The sequence below is a fragment of the Acidiluteibacter sp. genome (genome assembly GCF_055129545.1).
Window position 1 is genome coordinate 1 of sequence record NZ_JBSRUB010000021.1, and the last position, 18,317, is coordinate 18,317.

General features: G+C 37.6%; 11 protein-coding genes. 3 read left to right on the forward strand and 8 right to left on the reverse strand.

Features of this window, described 5'->3' with window-relative positions; all coding sequences use genetic code 11:
- Nucleotides 1-181: 181 nt before the first annotated feature.
- The 4 genes from ACTB0X_RS10650 to ACTB0X_RS10665 all read right to left on the reverse strand — a co-directional run bounded on the left by ACTB0X_RS10650 (nt 182) and on the right by ACTB0X_RS10665 (nt 5,000).
- Nucleotides 182-1,489 carry a cation:proton antiporter domain-containing protein gene (locus ACTB0X_RS10650; protein WP_463025002.1) on the reverse strand — a complete coding sequence of 436 codons (1,308 nt, stop codon included), beginning with the start codon at nt 1,487-1,489 and terminating at the stop codon, nt 182-184.
- Nucleotides 1,490-1,501: 12 nt separating this feature from the next.
- On the reverse strand, nt 1,502-2,314 hold the full coding sequence (locus tag ACTB0X_RS10655; RefSeq protein ID WP_463025003.1) for a hypothetical protein: 813 nt from the start codon (nt 2,312-2,314) through the stop codon (nt 1,502-1,504).
- A gap of 97 nt (nt 2,315-2,411) precedes the next feature.
- Nucleotides 2,412-3,731 carry an RIP metalloprotease RseP gene (gene rseP / locus ACTB0X_RS10660; protein ID WP_463025004.1) on the reverse strand — a complete coding sequence of 440 codons (1,320 nt, stop codon included), beginning with the start codon at nt 3,729-3,731 and terminating at the stop codon, nt 2,412-2,414.
- Nucleotides 3,732-3,824: 93 nt separating this feature from the next.
- Nucleotides 3,825-5,000 carry a 1-deoxy-D-xylulose-5-phosphate reductoisomerase gene (locus ACTB0X_RS10665; protein WP_463025005.1) on the reverse strand — a complete coding sequence of 392 codons (1,176 nt, stop codon included), beginning with the start codon at nt 4,998-5,000 and terminating at the stop codon, nt 3,825-3,827.
- Between the two features lie 164 nt (nt 5,001-5,164).
- On the opposite strand from ACTB0X_RS10665, the gene ACTB0X_RS10670 reads away from it, so the two are divergent.
- From ACTB0X_RS10670 to ACTB0X_RS10680, 3 genes are all read left to right on the forward strand, one after another.
- The gene (locus tag ACTB0X_RS10670) at nt 5,165-5,308 is read left to right on the forward strand and encodes a hypothetical protein (protein WP_463025006.1); all 144 of its coding nucleotides are present in this window, start codon (nt 5,165-5,167) and stop codon (nt 5,306-5,308) included.
- 50 nt (nt 5,309-5,358) lie between these two features.
- Nucleotides 5,359-7,026, forward strand: coding sequence for a dipeptidyl-peptidase 3 family protein (locus ACTB0X_RS10675; protein ID WP_463025007.1), 1,668 nt, complete (start codon nt 5,359-5,361; stop codon nt 7,024-7,026).
- A 99-nt stretch (nt 7,027-7,125) separates the two neighbouring features.
- Nucleotides 7,126-11,982, forward strand: a complete 4,857-nt coding sequence (locus ACTB0X_RS10680) for a beta strand repeat-containing protein (RefSeq protein ID WP_463025008.1) — start codon at nt 7,126-7,128, stop codon at nt 11,980-11,982.
- 408 nt (nt 11,983-12,390) lie between these two features.
- Here the strand turns inward: ACTB0X_RS10680 and ACTB0X_RS10685 are convergent, their stop codons facing one another.
- From ACTB0X_RS10685 to ACTB0X_RS10700, 4 genes are read right to left on the reverse strand one after another with little or no spacing between them, the layout of a single operon-like run.
- A complete protein-coding gene (locus ACTB0X_RS10685) occupies nt 12,391-13,710 on the reverse strand; it encodes a TolC family protein (RefSeq protein WP_463025009.1) in 1,320 nt (439 codons plus the stop codon).
- Nucleotides 13,697-16,771, reverse strand: a complete 3,075-nt coding sequence (locus ACTB0X_RS10690; RefSeq protein WP_463025010.1) for an efflux RND transporter permease subunit — start codon at nt 16,769-16,771, stop codon at nt 13,697-13,699. Before ACTB0X_RS10690 ends, ACTB0X_RS10685 begins: the two co-directional genes overlap by 14 nt.
- A gap of 15 nt (nt 16,772-16,786) precedes the next feature.
- Nucleotides 16,787-17,845 (reverse strand): efflux RND transporter periplasmic adaptor subunit, encoded by a 1,059-nt coding sequence (locus ACTB0X_RS10695; RefSeq protein WP_463025011.1) that lies wholly within the window; start codon nt 17,843-17,845, stop codon nt 16,787-16,789.
- Between the two features lie 8 nt (nt 17,846-17,853).
- On the reverse strand, nt 17,854-18,177 hold the full coding sequence (locus tag ACTB0X_RS10700; RefSeq protein ID WP_463025012.1) for a MarR family winged helix-turn-helix transcriptional regulator: 324 nt from the start codon (nt 18,175-18,177) through the stop codon (nt 17,854-17,856).
- Nucleotides 18,178-18,317 lie beyond the last annotated feature (140 nt).

The following is an 18,317-nucleotide window of genomic DNA, read 5'->3' on the forward strand; positions in this document are numbered from 1 at the left end:
TTTCGAAGTAGAGCCTTAGTAAATTCGTCTAGCTCCGAAGAATTGAGGAGATCCGACGAATGTCTTAGGCTGTAGGAGATAAATTGAAGTGAATTGGTCAAAGCCTTGAACTTTTGGTTCATTTTGGACCCTGCCCGTCCCTGTTCAAAAGGCGGGAAGCCAAAAGAACAAAAAGTTCAATTTACTTCTCACCAATCAAATCCTCTTTATCTTCAGAATTCTGTTCTACAATCGGCATTGTTTCAGCTTCATTCATGGATTTTGGGCCATATATAAACGACATGTCTTCAACTGGCTCTACTTTTTTGCCACTAGCCACCAACGATACTGCCATTATAATACAACTGATAATAATGGTGTACAATAGAATTCCCGAATCAAAATTCTCCACTTGATATTCATCTGGAATGGCGAAGAACAAAAGAATAGTAATCAGTCCACGGGGTGCTAAAAACAGTTGAGGGAGAATGTCTCTTTGCACAAAAACTTTCAAAACGATAAATCGAATTACATACAATCCAAGTAAAATCAGTCCACTAATAATGGCCACTTTCACATTGAGCAACGATTGTAAGGTAATGGTGATACCGAATAGCACAAAGAAGAACGTACGAACTACAAATGCACTTTCTATCGTTACTAAATGGAATTCGTGAGAGACTTTTTTCAAGGAATTTTTATTGATCCACTTCTTCATAAATCCTCGGAAGAAGATCTTATAATTATTCAGTACCAACCCAAATACCAATATGATAATCAGTGAAGAAAGATGGAATAGTTTACCTACAGAATACAGCATTAACAATACTGCAATCAGTAAGAACAACTTTACTTGAGAGTTCAATTTTTGGAAAATCAATACCAATAAATAGCTGATAATTAATGACAGTCCAACTGTAATGGCAATGTTGCTTACCACATCAAAAATAATCAATTGGGTACTTTCCGTTTCTGCATTTCCCGTTAGGAAGTAGAACAGCATAATTCCCAAGATATCCGAAAAAGTTCCTTCGTACACCATGAATTCCTTTTTTCCAGAACTCAATCCACCAACACTAGGAATAATAATAGCGCTGCTCATTACCGATAATGGAACAGCATAAAGGATACATGTAAACACATCGTCAATTAAAAAATAGTTGATGATGTATGCCAAAACGAAAGTAGAACCCAGCAATGAAATCAAGGCAACGGAGAAGGACTTCCAGATGGTGGGCCACTTTTCTTTTGTCAATTCTAGGTCTAAGGCAGCTTCTAGCACAATCATAATTAATCCAACGATTCCGAGTAATTCAAGGATGTTAAACAATTGTCCTTCGGGCACTTTTAGCCCAATAACATTCATTCCTTGCTTGGCTAATATTCCCAAAACAATTAAAAGCAACACACTAGGAATGTTGGTTTTTTGAGAAATAATATTAAAAAAATACGATAGAATAATGACTAAACTTATTCCTATGATCGCAGTATATGGTCCGATTATTTGCATTGATGTGTCGAGTTAGTTCTTTGTTGAGGTAATGTCCATATTGACCGCCTTAAAGATTTGTTCTGCTAAAATAGGGAAATATGTGGAGGTGATGGATTCAATGTTATTATTTGAAGCCGGAAATGGGGTTGTTGCCAATCCCTTGGAAACCACTGTTCCTCTTTTTGAAAATAGGGTATAGTGTACTTTAGCAATTCGCTCATAGGTATTCCCTTCCATATCAGTAAAATCGCCATACAAATTCCTAAATTCTAGTTGATTGATTAATAAATACAAGGACGCATTGTAGCGCCTGTTCAAACTATCCAACACTTTTTTATCTGAAATGTTGGCGTTCATGAATTTATTTTCTTCTTCTCGTTTGGTTACAATTTGTCCGCCATAAGCCGATTCATCTTCTTCTTTTTTAAAGGATTTTGATAATTTCGATTGGAATCCTTTCAGTTTTTCTTCGCCTTTAGAGGCTTCTTCTTCTGGAACTGCCTCATATTTTAACTTTCTTGAGGTATAAATATACGTGAGGTCCTGCTCCACATCATCTTCCATGAAATAAAAAGAAAGCACTTGGTATTGCTCATTAAATTTCTGGTAGAAGTATAAATCTAGCGCTTTCGCAAAAGCACTTTTCACCTCTTTTCCGTCTAGGTTATTTTCTAAACCTACTTGTCGGTCGATTTCTGAAATGTACATAAAGGGCTCAAAAGGAACGATAAGAACAGCTGCTTTATCGCTTGACTTTCCGCCACTGTATTGCATAGTTCCACTTTGAGAATGGACAGCTATGGAGGTAAAAGCAATGGATAGAAGTAAACTCAGTTTTTTCATAAAGGGGATTTTATTCATTGCAAAAGTAGCACACAATAAAACGAAATCCTTCCTTGAATAGAGATCTTAAAAACAACGGTATGTTAACAAGCTTCTCTTACTGGAAGAGTCTCATAATGTCGTTTCCATTGGCCAACACCATTAGCGCCAATAGAATTACAAATCCAACAACTTGAGCATTCTCTAAGAATTTATCCGACGGTTTTTTACCACTAATAATTTCAACCAATAAGAAGAGAACATGTCCACCATCCAACGCTGGGATAGGCAAAATATTCATGATGGCTAAAATGATTGATAAAAAGGCGGTAAAGCTCCAGAAACGCTGCCAATCCCATTCAGGAGAAAATGCTTTTCCAATGCTGATAAACCCGCCTAACGACTTATATGCCTCAGTTTCGGGTTCAAAAACCAATTTCATTTGCTTAATGTAATTGTCAAATGAATCATACGCTTTGTTGATTCCTGCTGGAACCGACTCCAATAAGGTATATTCTTCAGTAGAGAAAGTAATTTGTTCATCAATAGGAGTGATGGCAAAGCCTAAAGTCCCGTTTTTGCCCACTTTTGCTGATACTTTTTGTGTTACTCCATTTCTGATTAATACGATATCCACACGACTAGAAGGATGCGCTTTTAGAAATTTAACTACATCCTGAAAATAGGGAGTAAGCGTATCGTTAATGGCAATAATTCGATCACCTATTATTAATCCTGCAGAATCAGCTGGAGAGTTTGGAACAATTTCATTGACTTCTGCAATAATTGCTGGTTCAATAAAGCTTTTCTGATTTTTAATCAACTTAGAAATGGTGCCATCAGGTAAAGTAATTTCTTCCTTTTTACCTTCTCTTTCAATGGAAACAGTTTTGGCATTGTTGATCACAATATTCATTTGAATATCACTGAATTTATTTACTTTTTCACCATCAACTGCTATAATTTTATCGCCACTCTTTAGGCCCATTTCCACAGCTGTAGTATCTGCATAAACGCCATAAGTTAAGCCATCAGTTGGAATGTATTCGTTTCCCCAAGTAAATAATATTCCGGTATAAATTACAATTCCAAGAATTACATTGACAATTACCCCTCCTAACATAATAATCAGTCGTTGCCATGCTGGTTTCGAACGGAATTCCCACGGTTTAGGCTCTTCCTTCATTTGCTCTTTGTCCATGGACTCATCGATCATTCCTGATATTTTTACATATCCACCAAGAGGCAACCAACCCACACCATATTCGGTATCGCCTTTTTTAAATTTGAATAAAGAAAACCATGGATCAAAGAATAAATAGAATTTCTCTACTCTAGTTTTGAATATTTTGGCTGGTATAAAGTGTCCTAGTTCGTGAAGAATTACTAGGATTGATAGGCTAAGAATAAGCTGTGCAGCTTGTATAAGTGCTTCCATTTTTATATAAATCAAACGCGAAATTAAGCATAATCAACACTTTTCTACCAAGCTAGGTTCAAATCAGTGTTAAATTTGATTAAACGCTAGTGTTTACCCGACTAAATTTGTGGCAATTCGACGACTTTCTTCGTTGCTATTCACGTAGTCTTCAAGTGTTGGTTTGGCAATAAAAGTAGCTTTCTCTAAACAATTGGCATTGATCTCTGCAATTTCTAAAAAGCCAATTTTCTCTTCTAAAAATGCTCGGTTCGTGATTTCGTTTGCTGCATTAATAATACACGCTGCATTTCCACCACGCTTCATGGCCTCGTAAGCCAAGTTGAGGTTTAGGAAAGTATCCGTGTCTGCTTTCTCAAAAGTCAGTTGATGGTAATCTAAAAAGTTGAAACGAGGAAAATCAGAAGAAATTCGTTCAGGATAAGCCAATGCATATTGAATCGGTAATTTCATATCGGGTAACCCCATTTGTGCTTTCATGCTGCCATCCGTAAATTGAACAATGCTGTGAATGATGGATTGAGGATGAACAATCACATCAATTTGTTCGGGCGCCAATTGGAACAACCATTTGGCTTCGATTACCTCTAAACCTTTGTTCATTAGGGTCGCTGAGTCGATGGTGATTTTGGCACCCATTTCCCAGTTTGGGTGTTTCAAGGCTTGCGCTCGAGTAACTGTTGCTAATTTTTCGGCACTCCAGCCTCTAAAAGGACCACCAGATGCAGTGAGGTATATTTTTTCTATTGGATTGTGAAATTCTCCTGCCAAGCATTGGAAAATGGCAGAGTGTTCTGAATCTACTGGCAATAAAGGAACACGATACTTCGCAGCTAATTCAGTCACAAGATCTCCTGCTACTACTAGGGTTTCTTTGTTGGCTAAAGCGATTGCTTTTTTCGCTTCAATGGCTTTTAAGGTGGGTTTCAATCCGGCATAACCGACCAAAGCAGTCAGCACAATGTCGATTTCTTCCATTTCTACAACTTGCTCCAAAGCTGCTGATCCAGCATAAGTTTTAATGTTGTGCTCCCATAATGCATCAGAAACCATTTTATATTTGCTCTCATCGCAAATGACCACCGCATTGGGCTTAAATTCTATGGCTTGTTGGATCAGTAGTTCAGCATTGGTATTACTTGTCAATACTTCCACCACAAATTTATCCGAATGACTTTTTATCACATCCAACGCTTGGGTGCCAATGGAACCAGTTGACCCTAAAATAGCAATGTGTTTTTTCTTTTTCTCCTCTTCTTGATTTCCCATAGCCTGCAAATTTGGTAAAAATGATTTAAGACCATTGCAAAATTAGATGATTTATCTGCATTAAAGCATTTCTGCAATATTCTATCTAGGAATTAAACCCTTCGGTTATTCTGTGTATAAATCCAAAACCCATAGACATTACGTAATTGGTTAAAATAAGTGATATGAAAAGATCAACAAATCATATTCGAGTGGTAAACTGTTTAATTATTTTAGCAATCTTATGTACCCTTATCCTTTATTTAGTTCCGCCTAATAAGGGAGTTGAGTGTAAATTTGAAGGATTAACGGAGAAAAGAGCAGATTAAATTATAATAGCTAAATTTGTTCTCTTAACCAGTTAGTTACAGAATTGATCATGAGAAAGATTTCATTTTACTTAGCCATTGCCTCAGTTGTTGCTGTTCAAGCATCTTGCGGAACTCCAGAAAACGAAAACAAAGAGAAACAAGAAGAAGTTGTAGAAGATACACTTTCTGATGTGGTAAAGGCTCGCCCAGAGATTTATGCCAAAGTTTCCTTGACGACCGATATGTCTCAGTTAACTGAAAACGAAAAACAAGTGATCCCGCTTTTAATAGAGGCGGCAAAATTAATGGATCAAATTTTCTGGAAAGAGTCGATTCCTGAAAGTATAACGATTGATAGGAGTGCTTTAACAGCAGATCAACAATTGTTTTACCAATTGAATTACGGACCTTGGGATCGATTGAATAACTTTAAATCGTTCGTTGAAGGAGTAGGGGAAAAACCACTTGGAGCTAACTTTTATCCGGCTGATATTACTAAAGCAGATTTTGAAGCGATGACAGCTGCTGATAAAACAAGTTTATACACAATGGTGAGAAGAGATTCTTCAAATAATTTAGTGACTATACCTTACCATAAATTTTTTAAAGAGCAATTGATGGCTGCTGATGTATTGGACAAAGCCGCAAAATTGACGGAAGACAAAGAACTAAAAAAGTATTTGACTTTGAGAGCGGAGGCCTTAAGAACTGATAAATACGATGAGTCGGATATTGCTTGGTTAAACATGCAAAACAATACTTTGGATTTGATTGTAGGCCCGATCGAAAATTATGAGGATCGTTTATACGGATACAAAGCCACTCACGAAGCGTATGTTTTAGTGAAAGATAAAGTTTGGAGTGCTAAATTGGTCAAGTACGTGACTTACTTGCAAGAATTACAAGAGAACCTTCCGGTGGATGCTACCTACAAAGCAGAGAAACCTGGAACGGATGCGCAGTTAAATGCTTATGATGTGGTTTATTATGCAGGTGATTGCAATGGCGGAAGTAAAACCATTGCAGTGAATTTACCAAATGATGAAGCCATTCAAAAAAGTGTAGGAACAAGACGTTCTCAATTGAAGAATGCAATGCGTGCTAAATTCGATCAAATTTTATTGCCTATTTCTGAAGTTTTAATTCATGAATCTCAGCGGAAAAACATCACGTTTGATGCGTTTTTTGCCAATACGATGTTTCATGAAGTGGCGCATGGATTGGGTGTGAAGAATACCATCGATGGAAAGCAAACAGTAAGAGAAGCATTGAAAGAAAAGTATTCGGCTTTGGAAGAAGGGAAAGCAGATATTTTAGGATTATACATGATTCACCAATTGCATGGAAAGAAAGTATACACTGATGGAGAATTGATGGACAATTACGTAACGTTTATGGCCAGTATTTTCAGATCAGTTCGATTTGGAGCTGCTTCAGCACATGGACAAGCGAATATGGTTCGATTTAATTTCTTTAAAGAAAAAGGTGCTTTTGTATTTAATGAGGATAAAACATACTCAGTGGATTTTGATAAAATGACCGTTGCAATGAATGAATTGTCAGCAATTATTTTGAAGCTTCAAGGTGATGGAGATTACGAAGGTGTGGTAAAATTGTTAGAAACTAAAGGAGGAATAGACGATCAATTGAAGGCTGATCTGCAAAAGCTGAATGATGTTGGAATTCCAGTTGACATCTATTTTGATCAAGGAGTTGAGGCTTTAGGCTTAAATTAATTAAAGTCAATCATAATATAGAGTTAATATACAATCTAATGTGAGGTAATACTTTTGCCTTTCCATTAAAATAGAAATTACGAATTAAAATAAATAATTATGAAAAAAATTCTACTCTCAGCACTGGTCATTGCTGGTGCGTTATTCACTAACCAGTTAAAAGCACAGTGCACCGATCTCTTCTTTTCGGAATACTTGGAAGGAAGTAGTAATAATAAAGCGATTGAAATCTACAATCCGACAAGTTCTAAAATAGGTCTTGACAATTATGAAGTTAGAGTTTATAGCAACGGGTCTGCTACTGTCAGCGGTACAACATCATTTGCTACTACGGATTCTATTGATGCTTATGGAGTTTATATTATTTCAAATAGTAGTTCTGCATTAACTGGGATTACATCAAATTCAAGTGCTTCAATCAATGGGAACAGTCCTAATGGTGATGATGCTGTAGCGCTTTATAAGGTTTCAACTACAACTAATATTGATATTATTGGAGAGATTGGTGTAAGAGTAAACTGGTCAGTTACAGGGACGAATTCAGTTTCTGGCACTACTCAAGATCACACTTTGGTGAGAGATCCTTCAATAGAACAAGGACAGACTAACTGGACAACTGGCGCATCTTCTGAATGGTTAGTATTTCCTCAAGATATGACAGATTCTTTAGGAGCACATACTTCTACTTGTGCAATTGCAGCAGCACCTCTTGCTGCTTCTTTGTCAGGAACAAACATTTCTTGTAATGGAGCCAATGACGGAGCAATTGATTTGACCGCAACAGGCGGAACTGCTCCTTATACTTATTTGTGGAGTAATGCTGCAACAACAGAAGATGTTTCGGGATTGGCTGCTGGTATATATAATGTGACAGTTACTGATGCGGGGTTAGCTACCATTAATACTTCAACTACTATAACAGAGCCATCTGGAATCGTTCCTTCTATTTCAGAGCTAAGCTCTATTTCTTGTAATGGGAATACGGATGGAATTTTAGTAGCAAGTGCTTCTGGCGGTTCAGGTGGTTATTCTTATGCTTGGAGTAATGCAGCAGCTATTTCTACGAACTTGAATGTAGGTGCAGGAAGATATACAGTTACCGTAACAGATAATTCAACTTGTTCAGATACGGTTTCGTACTTATTAACAGAGCCTGCAGCGATTGGAATTGCTGATGCAATTACTAATGTTTCTGTAAATGGAGGCAGTGATGGAGCAATTGCTCTTACCATATCAAATGGGACTTCTCCATATACTTATCTGTGGAGCACGGCTGCAACGACTAGAGATTTAGTAGGTTTGACTTCAGGAACCTATGTGGTTACTGTTTCAGATAACAATGGCTGTACGAATTCAAATTCATCAATCGTTACCCAACCAACCTCAATCGTTATTGCCACAACATCTCAAACTAATGTATTGTGTAATGGTGCGTCTAACGGAGCCATTGATTTATCCATTTCAGGTGGAACAACTCCATATACTTTTATGTGGAGCAATGCTGCTACAACTGAAGACCTTTCTGCAGTAGCTGCAGGAGCTTATACGATCACTGTTTCAGATGCGAATAGCGCAACTGCTACAAGTAGTTATACAATTACTGAGCCTACAGCAATAGCAGCTTCAGGTGTAGTGACAAATGTTTCAGTGAACGGTGGAAGTAATGGAGCTGTTGACGTTTCTGTTTCAGGAGGAGTTTCTCCTTATTTGTACGCTTGGAGCAATGGAGCTACAACTGAAGATCTTGCTGGATTAATTGCAGGAAACTATACAAATACAATAACTGATGCAAATGCCTGTACAGCTACTTCTAGTCATTTAGTGACAGAGCCGGCTGCATTGGTTACTTCTATAACAGCTCAAGCCAATGTTTCTTGTAATGGTGGAGCAAATGGTTCCATTAATTTGACCGTTTCTGGTGGAGTCACTCCATATACTTTCACTTGGAGCAATGCCGCAACGACTGAAGATCTTTCAGGATTAGTTGCTGGAGCTTATACCGTAACAGTAACTGATGCGAATAGTGTTACAAGTACTGCTAGTGCAACGATTACTGAGCCTACTGCAATAGCAATTACAGATGCAATTACTGCAGTTTCTGCAAATGGGTTATCTGATGGAGCAATTGATATCACTGTTTCAGGTGGTACATCACCTTATACTTATCTATGGAGTAACGCTGCAACCACTGAAGACTTGTCTGGTTTGACTGCAGGAACTTATTCAGTAACTGCAACAGATGCTAATTCTTGTGTATCAAATGCAAGCTACACGGTAACTCAACCGGCAGGAGCTTTAGCTAATTTGATAATAACGGAGATTAATTACAATGGTCCTGAATCTGGAGTAGATTCTACAGAGTTTATCGAAATTCAGAATGTTGGAAATACTACAGTTAACTTAAATGGATATATTTTCACTTCAGGAGTTACACATACCTTCACTGGGGGTTCTATTTCTGCAGGAGATTATCTCGTTATTGCAAATGATTCATCAGGATTTAGAAATACATTCGGTATAAATGCTGATTTTATTTGGAATTCAGGTGGTCTATCTAACGGTGGAGAATTAATCGTATTAAAAGATGATTTTGGTAGAACTGTTGATTCTGTAGATTATGATGATAGTTCACCATGGCCTTCTGGTTCATCAGCTGGAAATCCAGATGCGGGAGGTGCTTCAATTATATTATGTGATTCACTTGCAGACAATAGTTTAGGCTCTAATTGGAGTGCAGCTATTTCTCCAGTTCCTGGTAAGATTGTAAATGGATTCCAAGTTTTGGCTAATCCTGGTGCGAAAGGTTTGTGTGCTGCAACAATGTCTATTGCTATGGTAGTAGATTCAAACGTAACTTGTAATGCTGCATTGAATGGTGGAGCAACAGTAAATGTTACTGGAGGTTTGGCACCATTTACTTATGCTTGGTCTAATTCTGCAGCTACTGCATCTATTACAGGTGTTGCTGCAGGAAAATATTACGTAACCGTTACTGATGCATTGAGCACAAGTTTAAATGATAGTGTGACGATTACAGAACCTACAGCGATTGTGGTAACTGATGCAATCACTAATGCATCTGCAAATGGATTGACTGATGGAGCAATTGACATCACTGTTTCTGGTGGTACAACTCCTTACACATACTTGTGGAGTAACGCTGCAACAACTCAAGATCTTTCAGCTATTGGTGCAGGATCTTATACAGTAACTGTGACTGATGCAAATGCTTGTTCATCTTCAAATACATATAGTGTAACTCAACCTACAACTATTGTAATTACTGATGTAATTACCAATGTAAGTTGTAATGGTGGTGCAAATGGAGCTGTTGCTTTGACCATCTCTGGTGGGGTTTCTCCATATACTTTCTTGTGGAGTAATGCTGCAACCACTTCAAATGTTTCAGGATTAGTTGCAGGTGTGTATAATGTAACGGTAACTGATGCAAACACTGCCACTGCTACATCATCTTATACAGTGACTGAGCCAACTGCTATTGCAATCACAGGATCGATAACTAATGCTACTACTTTTGGTGGATCTGATGGGTCTGTAGCTGCAACTGTAACAGGTGGAACAACTCCTTATACTTATTTATGGAGCAATGCTGCTACAACTGCAACTGCTTCTAGTTTGTCTGCTGCTAAATATTTCTTAACAGTTACTGATGCTAACTTATGTACAAAAGTGGATTCTTTTGTGGTAGGCCAACCAGCAGGAGCGATAGCAAACTTGATCATCACTGAGATTAATTACAATAGTCCAGAATCAGGAACAGATACAACTGAATTTATCGAGTTCGTAAACGCCGGATCGACTGCTGTAGACTTAACAGGATATAGTTTTGTAGAAGGTGTTACGCATACCTTCCCTGCAACAACTACAATCGCTGCAGGACAGTATTTTGTAGGAGCATTTGATTCATCTGCTTTTAGAAATAGATTTGGTTTTAATGCTGATTTTGTTTGGACTTCAGGTGGTTTAAGCAACGGAGGTGAAGACATTACTATCGTTGATAATTTTGGAAGAACTGTTGATTCAGTAGATTTTAAAGATGTTGCACCATGGCCATCTGGTTCTGGAGCAGGACAACCTGACGGTGGTGGTTCTTCTATCGTATTGTGTGACTCAACTTCTGATAATAACTTAGGTTCAAACTGGTTTGCTGCAACATCTGCAGTAGCAGGTCAAATCATTAATGGATTCCAAGTTTATGCCAACCCAGGTGTTGGTGCTCCGTGTATTCAACCAATAGTAGCAACTGTTGTGGTTGACTCTAATGTTACTTGTAATGGATTTGCCAATGGTGGTGCTTCTGTATCTGCAACTGGTGGAACTGCTCCATTTACTTTTGCTTGGAGTAACTCTGCAACTACTGCTTCTATTACGGGTGTTGCCGCAGGAACGTATACTGTAACCATTACTGACGCTGTTTCAGCAACAGTAGTAGATAGCGCAGTGATTACTGAACCAGCCGCAATTTCATTTACTTCAGTTATCGTGGACGAAACTTCAGCAACGAATGATGGTTCAGTCGACATTACTGTAATTGGTGGAACTTCTCCTTATACATTTGTATGGAGCAATGCTGCTACTACTGAAGACATCACTGGATTGACTGCAGGGACTTACATAGTAACTATTACTGATGCAAATAACTGTACGTTCATTGATTCAGCTGTGGTTGCTTTCTCTGTTGGATTAAATAAGGTAGCATTGAGCAACAACTCAGTGAATATCTTCCCTAACCCAACTAAAGGAGCATTTACAATAGAAACTTCAGCTACCTATACTCAAATAACTGTGATGGACATTACAGGAAAAGAAGTATTCACAACGAATGTTTTCAAACCAATGAATTCAATTGACTTGGGTCAACAAGAAAAAGGAATTTACTTTATCGCTATTCAAGGTGAGAATGGTAGAGTAATGAAGAAAGTGATTATCCACTAGACTCATCCTTAATAATACATTCAAAAGCCCTTTGCTCATGATAAGCAAAGGGCTTTTTGTTTTTAGATGCGGTGGTATTTTGAATTTCAAGTCAATGAAGAAAAGTTATAGCGTATTAATGCTGATAACTTGCCCTTTGTCTCCTTCATTTCGATACAGCTTAAGGTACACTCAAAAATACCTGTGCTAAGCGGCAGTCGAAGTATTCTGAATGACAAAGATTAGGACATTGAATACAGTTCAATATTAATATGAAAAGATATTGCTAGCGAATGTTACCTCTGGGAAGAATGTTGATTAGTAGTTTTCTGACTTTTAAGGAATTAATCGCTACTTGTATGCTTTTTTGATTTATCAGGTTGAGCGTTGGTCGAAACCTAGGACAACTAAAAAACTAATCTTAAATCCCTATTTCACTTCAATCAACTGATCAGTGATTCTTAGCAATTCAATCTCTGCAGACTTCGCATTAAATACTGCTTCGATATAGCGATTCTCTGCATTCGCATAGGCAATCTGAATGTCTCTTAAATCGAAAGAAGAAATACCACCAATGTCATAGTTTTTTAATGAAATATTGAGGTTACTCTTGGCTAGATCTTTACTTTTCTTTTCAAAATCAATTTGTTTGATATTGTTGGTATACAACTGATAAGCATTCAAAAATTGGCCCAATAAGCTATTCTTCAATTGATCATATTCTATTTTACGTTGGTCTATTGTAATTTTTGACAATTGACTTTTACGCTTCAAATCAAAACCATTAAAGATGGGAATACTAGCAGATACTCCATAAGTGATTCCTTGGTTTTGGTTGGCCTGCACAAATCCTGCTTCAGAAGTGGATTCTGTGTAGTTATAAGCTGCGTTAAGCTTTACGGAAGGCAATCTATCAGCAAAAACTGCTTTATTTTCGTATTGAGCTACTTTGATGTTTAAATCCACTATGTTTAACGATGAATTGTTAAACAGTTTACTTTTCAAATCGTCATAGACTAAGTTGGAATTTAATGAAGCTGTATCAGTCGTTGTAAAATTGATTTCAGCAGAACGTCCCAGGTAGACATTCAGTTGTGTTCTCAATTCGTTGATGGTTTGCTGCTGCTGAATCAATGCCGACTGATCTCCATTGTAATCCACTTGAGCTTTGGTTAATTCAATTCCTGAGATGCTTCCAATTTTGTTTTTGCTTTCAGCTAATTTCACTCGTTCTTGAGAAATAGTGGTTATTTCTTGATAAACTTTCAATCGCTTTTCCTCTAAGGACAGCTGATAATAGGTTAACAAAATACCCGAAAGTGTATTCTCTACTGCGACTTTTAAGCTGAGGTCTGCGGATCGCTCTAATTCCTCTAACTTATTTTTAGAAATGAACATTTTCGTTCCATCAAAAATTTCCCAGTTGGCGGTTAATGCTGTATTCAAATTGGTTGACTTTGCATTGTTTCGGTTAATGGAAGAGCCATCTGCAAAAGTCTGATTTGCATTTTGATTGCTTTCACTGTAACTGCCAGTAGCATCCAATGTTGGCAAGAAACCTGCTTCTCCAATACTATTCACCTCTTTGGCTTTTGACAGCTCCAATTCGGACAGTTTAACGGAATAGTTATTTTCTAGTCCAAGCGATATAGCTTGGTCCAGACTCAATGTTTCTTGTGCATTGATATCTCCCGAAAGGCAAATAAAAACAAGCAATAATAATGATATGGTTGGTTTAGTAAATCGCATCTTCAGTATTTTTTTCAAGTTTTTCAGTAGGAGTAGAGATGTAAGAATAAATTGCCGGAATGATATACAAGGTCAGAACGGTAGAAAAGATCAAGCCACCGACCACTGCAATACCCATGGACACTCTACTTTCAGATCCGGAACCTATAGCTAAAGCGATAGGAAGCGTTCCTAGAATAGTAGACAATGAAGTCATAAGGATGGGTCTAAAACGCGCAGCAGAGGCATCTAATATTGCGTCTAGTACCGACAAGTCTGCTTCCTTTCGTTGATTGGCAAATTCAACAATTAGAATTCCATTTTTGGTCACCAACCCAATCAGCATAATGATCCCAATTTGGCTAAAAATATTTAATGTTTCACCAAAGAACCACAACGATAGCACAGCTCCCAATAGTGCTAAAGGAACTGTAATCATAATGGTTAATGGATCTTTGAAGCTTTCGAATTGTGCCGCCAATACTAAATAGATCAACACAAGTGCTAAAATAAAAGCAAAGGAAGTACTGGATGAGCTCTCTTCAAATTCTTTAGAAGTTCCTGAAAGAGAGGTGGTGAATGAATCGTCCAATACTTCATTGGCGATAACCTTCATCTCATCAATACCTTGACCTAGAGAATAGCCTTCCGCTAAACCAGCAGAAACAGTAGCCGAAACATATCTGTTGTATCTAAATAACTGCGGAGGAGTACTTTCTTCTGTTTTTTCTACTAAGTTGTTCAGCTGAATCATTTGGCCTTTAGAGCTTTTGACATATATTTCAGTTAAATCGCTTGGCTCATTTCTGTATTCTCGATCCAATTGTCCGATCACTTGGTATTGTTTCCCATTCATGATGAAATAATCGAAACGCTGACCGCTTAATGCCAATTGCAAAGTTTGAGCAATGTCATAAACTGAAACGCCTAGTAGTTGTGCCTTTTCTCGATTAATCGAAATATTAAGCTCCGGTTTATTGAATTTAAGGTTCAAATCAGAAACACTAAAAACAGCACTTTCATTCGACTTTTGCAGGAATGAAGGCAGTACCTCTTTCAATTTATCAAGCGACTGGGCCTGGATCACAAACTGCACGGGTAGTCCGCTTCTTCTTCCTCCAATGGTTTGTTCCTGAGAAACATAATTTCGAGCACCTGGCATTGTTTTTAAAATGGCGGTCAATTCATCTGCTACTTGTTGCTGACTTTTTTCGCGTTCAGAGGCATTTTTCAATCTCAACCTCACAAAAGCAGAATTGGTAGATGATGATGCTCCAAAACCTGGAGATGTCACACTGATAATTCCATTTCTTTCAGGAAAACTTTCTATGATTGTTTCAACAACACCATTGGTATATTCCGTCATGTATTCAAAAGTAGATCCTTCTGGAGCAGTGGAGAATACACGCAGATTTCCACGATCTTCTAATGGTGCTAACTCAGAGTTTAATTGAGATCCAACCCACCAAATCCCTAAAAAGGAGATTCCAACAAAGACGAATGCCATCCACCTTACTTTTAGAAAAGCTTCTAAGGTATTTTTGTAGCCTTTTGTTAGGCGATTAAAAATCGCTTCAGTTTTTAAGTAGAAATTACTCTTCTTTTTCTCTTTCTTTAGCAGCTTAGATGACAACATTGGAGTCAATGTTAATGCAATAAAGCTAGAAATAATCACTGCTCCTGCGATGACCACTCCAAACTCACGAAACAGACGACCAGTGACCCCTTCTAAAAATATAACTGGCATAAATACAGAAGCCAATGCTAATGTAGTCGCAATTACTGCAAAGAAGATTTCTTGAGATCCTTCATAAGCTGCTTTTTTAGCTGGCATCCCAGCCTCTATTTTCGAATAGATATTTTCCAACACCACAATGGCATCATCCACCACCAGACCAATGGCCAACACAATCCCCAATAAGGTTAACACATTAATGGAGAAGCCTGAAATGTACATGACAAAAAATGCGCCGACCAATGAAATAGGAATTACAATGACCGGTATTATGGTCGTTCGCCAATCTCGTAGGAAGATGAAGATAACAACAATTACTAATGCAAAAGCGAGGTAAATTGTTTGTTCTACTTCGTTGATGGAATCTCGAATGTATTCAGTCGTATCAAACCCAATACCTGTCTGAATATCTGCAGGTAGGTCTTTTTTGATTTGTTCCAACCGTTTGTAAAATTCATCGGCTATTTCAATGTGATTGGAATTCGGCAATGGAATAATGGCATTACCGACCATAGGTATGCCATCTCTTTTTAGGCTGGTTCGCTCGTTTTCTGGACCCAAAATAGCTCGTCCTACATCTCTGAATCGAATCAAGCTTCCATCAATTTCTTTGATGACCATATTATTGAAATCATCTTCAGTAGTCAATCGACCGAGTGTTCGAACACTTAATTCAATGTTATCCCCTTCAATACTTCCAGATGGCAATTCAATGTTTTGAGCTTCCAATGCTGTTTTAACATCAACAGGGCTCAATTTATAAGCACTCAATTTTTGTGGGTCTAACCACAAACGCATGGCATACTTCTTTTCTCCCCAAATTCTAATTTCACTGACACCTGGAATTGTTTGTAAACGCTCTTTAAAGGTGACTTCAGCAATTTCAGTCAATTCCAAAAGATCTCTTTCTTCAGACTGAATATTCAAGAAGATAATGGGATCTGAATCCGCATCTGCTTTAGAAACAATGGGTGGATCAGCGTCTTCAGGTATGTCTCGAACTGCTTTGGAAACTTTATCGCGAACATCATTTGCAGCATTGTCCAAATCTACATCGAGGTCAAACTCTACGGTGATTGTACTCCGACCATCTCTACTGACAGAAGAAAGTGTGCGTATTCCTGCAATTCCGTTAATTGATTCTTCAAGTGGTTCTGTGATTTGCGTTTCAATTACATCAGCATTTGCACCTACATAGTTGGTAGAAACAGTAATGATGGGTGGATCAACACTTGGGTACTCTCTTACACCTAAGTAATTGAAACCAATTAACCCAAACAGCAAGATAATAATACTAAATACCGTACTTAAAACGGGTCTTTTAATACTTATGGATGATAAGCTCATAATCTGTAGTGGGTTTTAGAAATTGGTTTCAAAAGTTTTAACTTCACGAACAGTAGCTGGAACTCCATCTCTTATTTGAAGCAAGCCGGCCACCACAATGGTGTCTCCATCTTTCAATCCTTCCGTTATGTGGGTAAAGTTGGCTTTTCTAATTCCTGATTCAATTTTTACTTCATTAACTACCCCATTTTTGTAAACAAATACTTTTTTTCCATGTAATTCGGGCACTATCGCCTGATTGGGAATGAATACCGCATTTTCAAAGTTTTGTACTTTCACTTTTACTTTAGAGAAGGAACCAGAAAGAATCGCATTGCCGTCATTTTTGAGTTTAGCTCTAAAAAGTAGACTTCTATTGGCGGCATTTATACTCGATTCTTTAGCATAAATTACGGCTGTCTTTGAAGCAGCATTGCCCGGAATATTAAATTGAATACTGTCACCAATATGAACCGTATTCGCATATTCTTCACTAATTGAAAACTCAACTTTTAGGAAAGTCGGATCTACTAAAGTCGTGATGATTGAATTTGCACCAACGTAACTGCCCTCGCTGATGTTTCGTAAACCAATGTTTCCTGAAAATGGAGCAACTATTTTGTGTTTCGCAATTTCTGCTAGAAGAATTTGTTTTCTAGCTTCTAACTCTTGATTTTGAAGTGTAATGTTATCTAATTCCTGCTCGCTGATGCCTTTCTCATCATAGATTTGTTGCGCTCTTTTTTGATTCTTACTCGCAAATATTAGTTGGGTCTCCAACAAGCCTAATTCAGCTTTTAAATCATCATGATCTAATGTTAGTAGGACTTGCCCTTTTTTAACAGTTTTAGATTCTTCAAATTGAATTGTCACCACAATTCCTGAAGCTTCTGTAATTAACTGCACTGATTCGTTCGGTAAAATGGTTCCCGAGACTGTCATCTCATTAGAGAAGGGAATCGCTTTGGCCACAGAAATGTCAATAGTTGATTTTGGACCGGTCGATGCTGCGGCTGTTTTGGTTTCGTTTTCCGAACTACAGCTTGACAGCAGCGCTGCTATCAGAATTATGGAATAAAGGGTATAATTTTTCATAAAGATGTTTATAATTCAATTCGTTCTAGGTTCTCTTTTATTTGGGACAATACGTGTTGGAAGGTTTCAATTTCTTGAGTTGAAATTCCATTTAAGCTTTTAGCATTAAGGGTTTCATAAATTTCGTCTAACTTTTCGATTTCCCGCTTTCCTTTAGCAGTGAGTATGAGATAACTTTTCCTTTTATCGGTTCTGCAGCGCTCTTTGGATAATAAATCATTGACAAAAAAGTAATCAACTACCCGGGTGATTGCACTTTTATCTATGGAAAAATTATCCGCTAAATTTTGTTGTGTTACTGGTCCATTGTGTTCATTAATATAATGGAAAATGGGGAAATAACGTCAGTTCGTCTCAAAACGAACTTAGCTGTTTTGTAAATATAGAATTTTTGATATTGATTTGAAGATGAACGAAGAATAATTCTATAGCGTCACTTTTGTGCTCAATTGGCTTAAAATGGATGAAAATG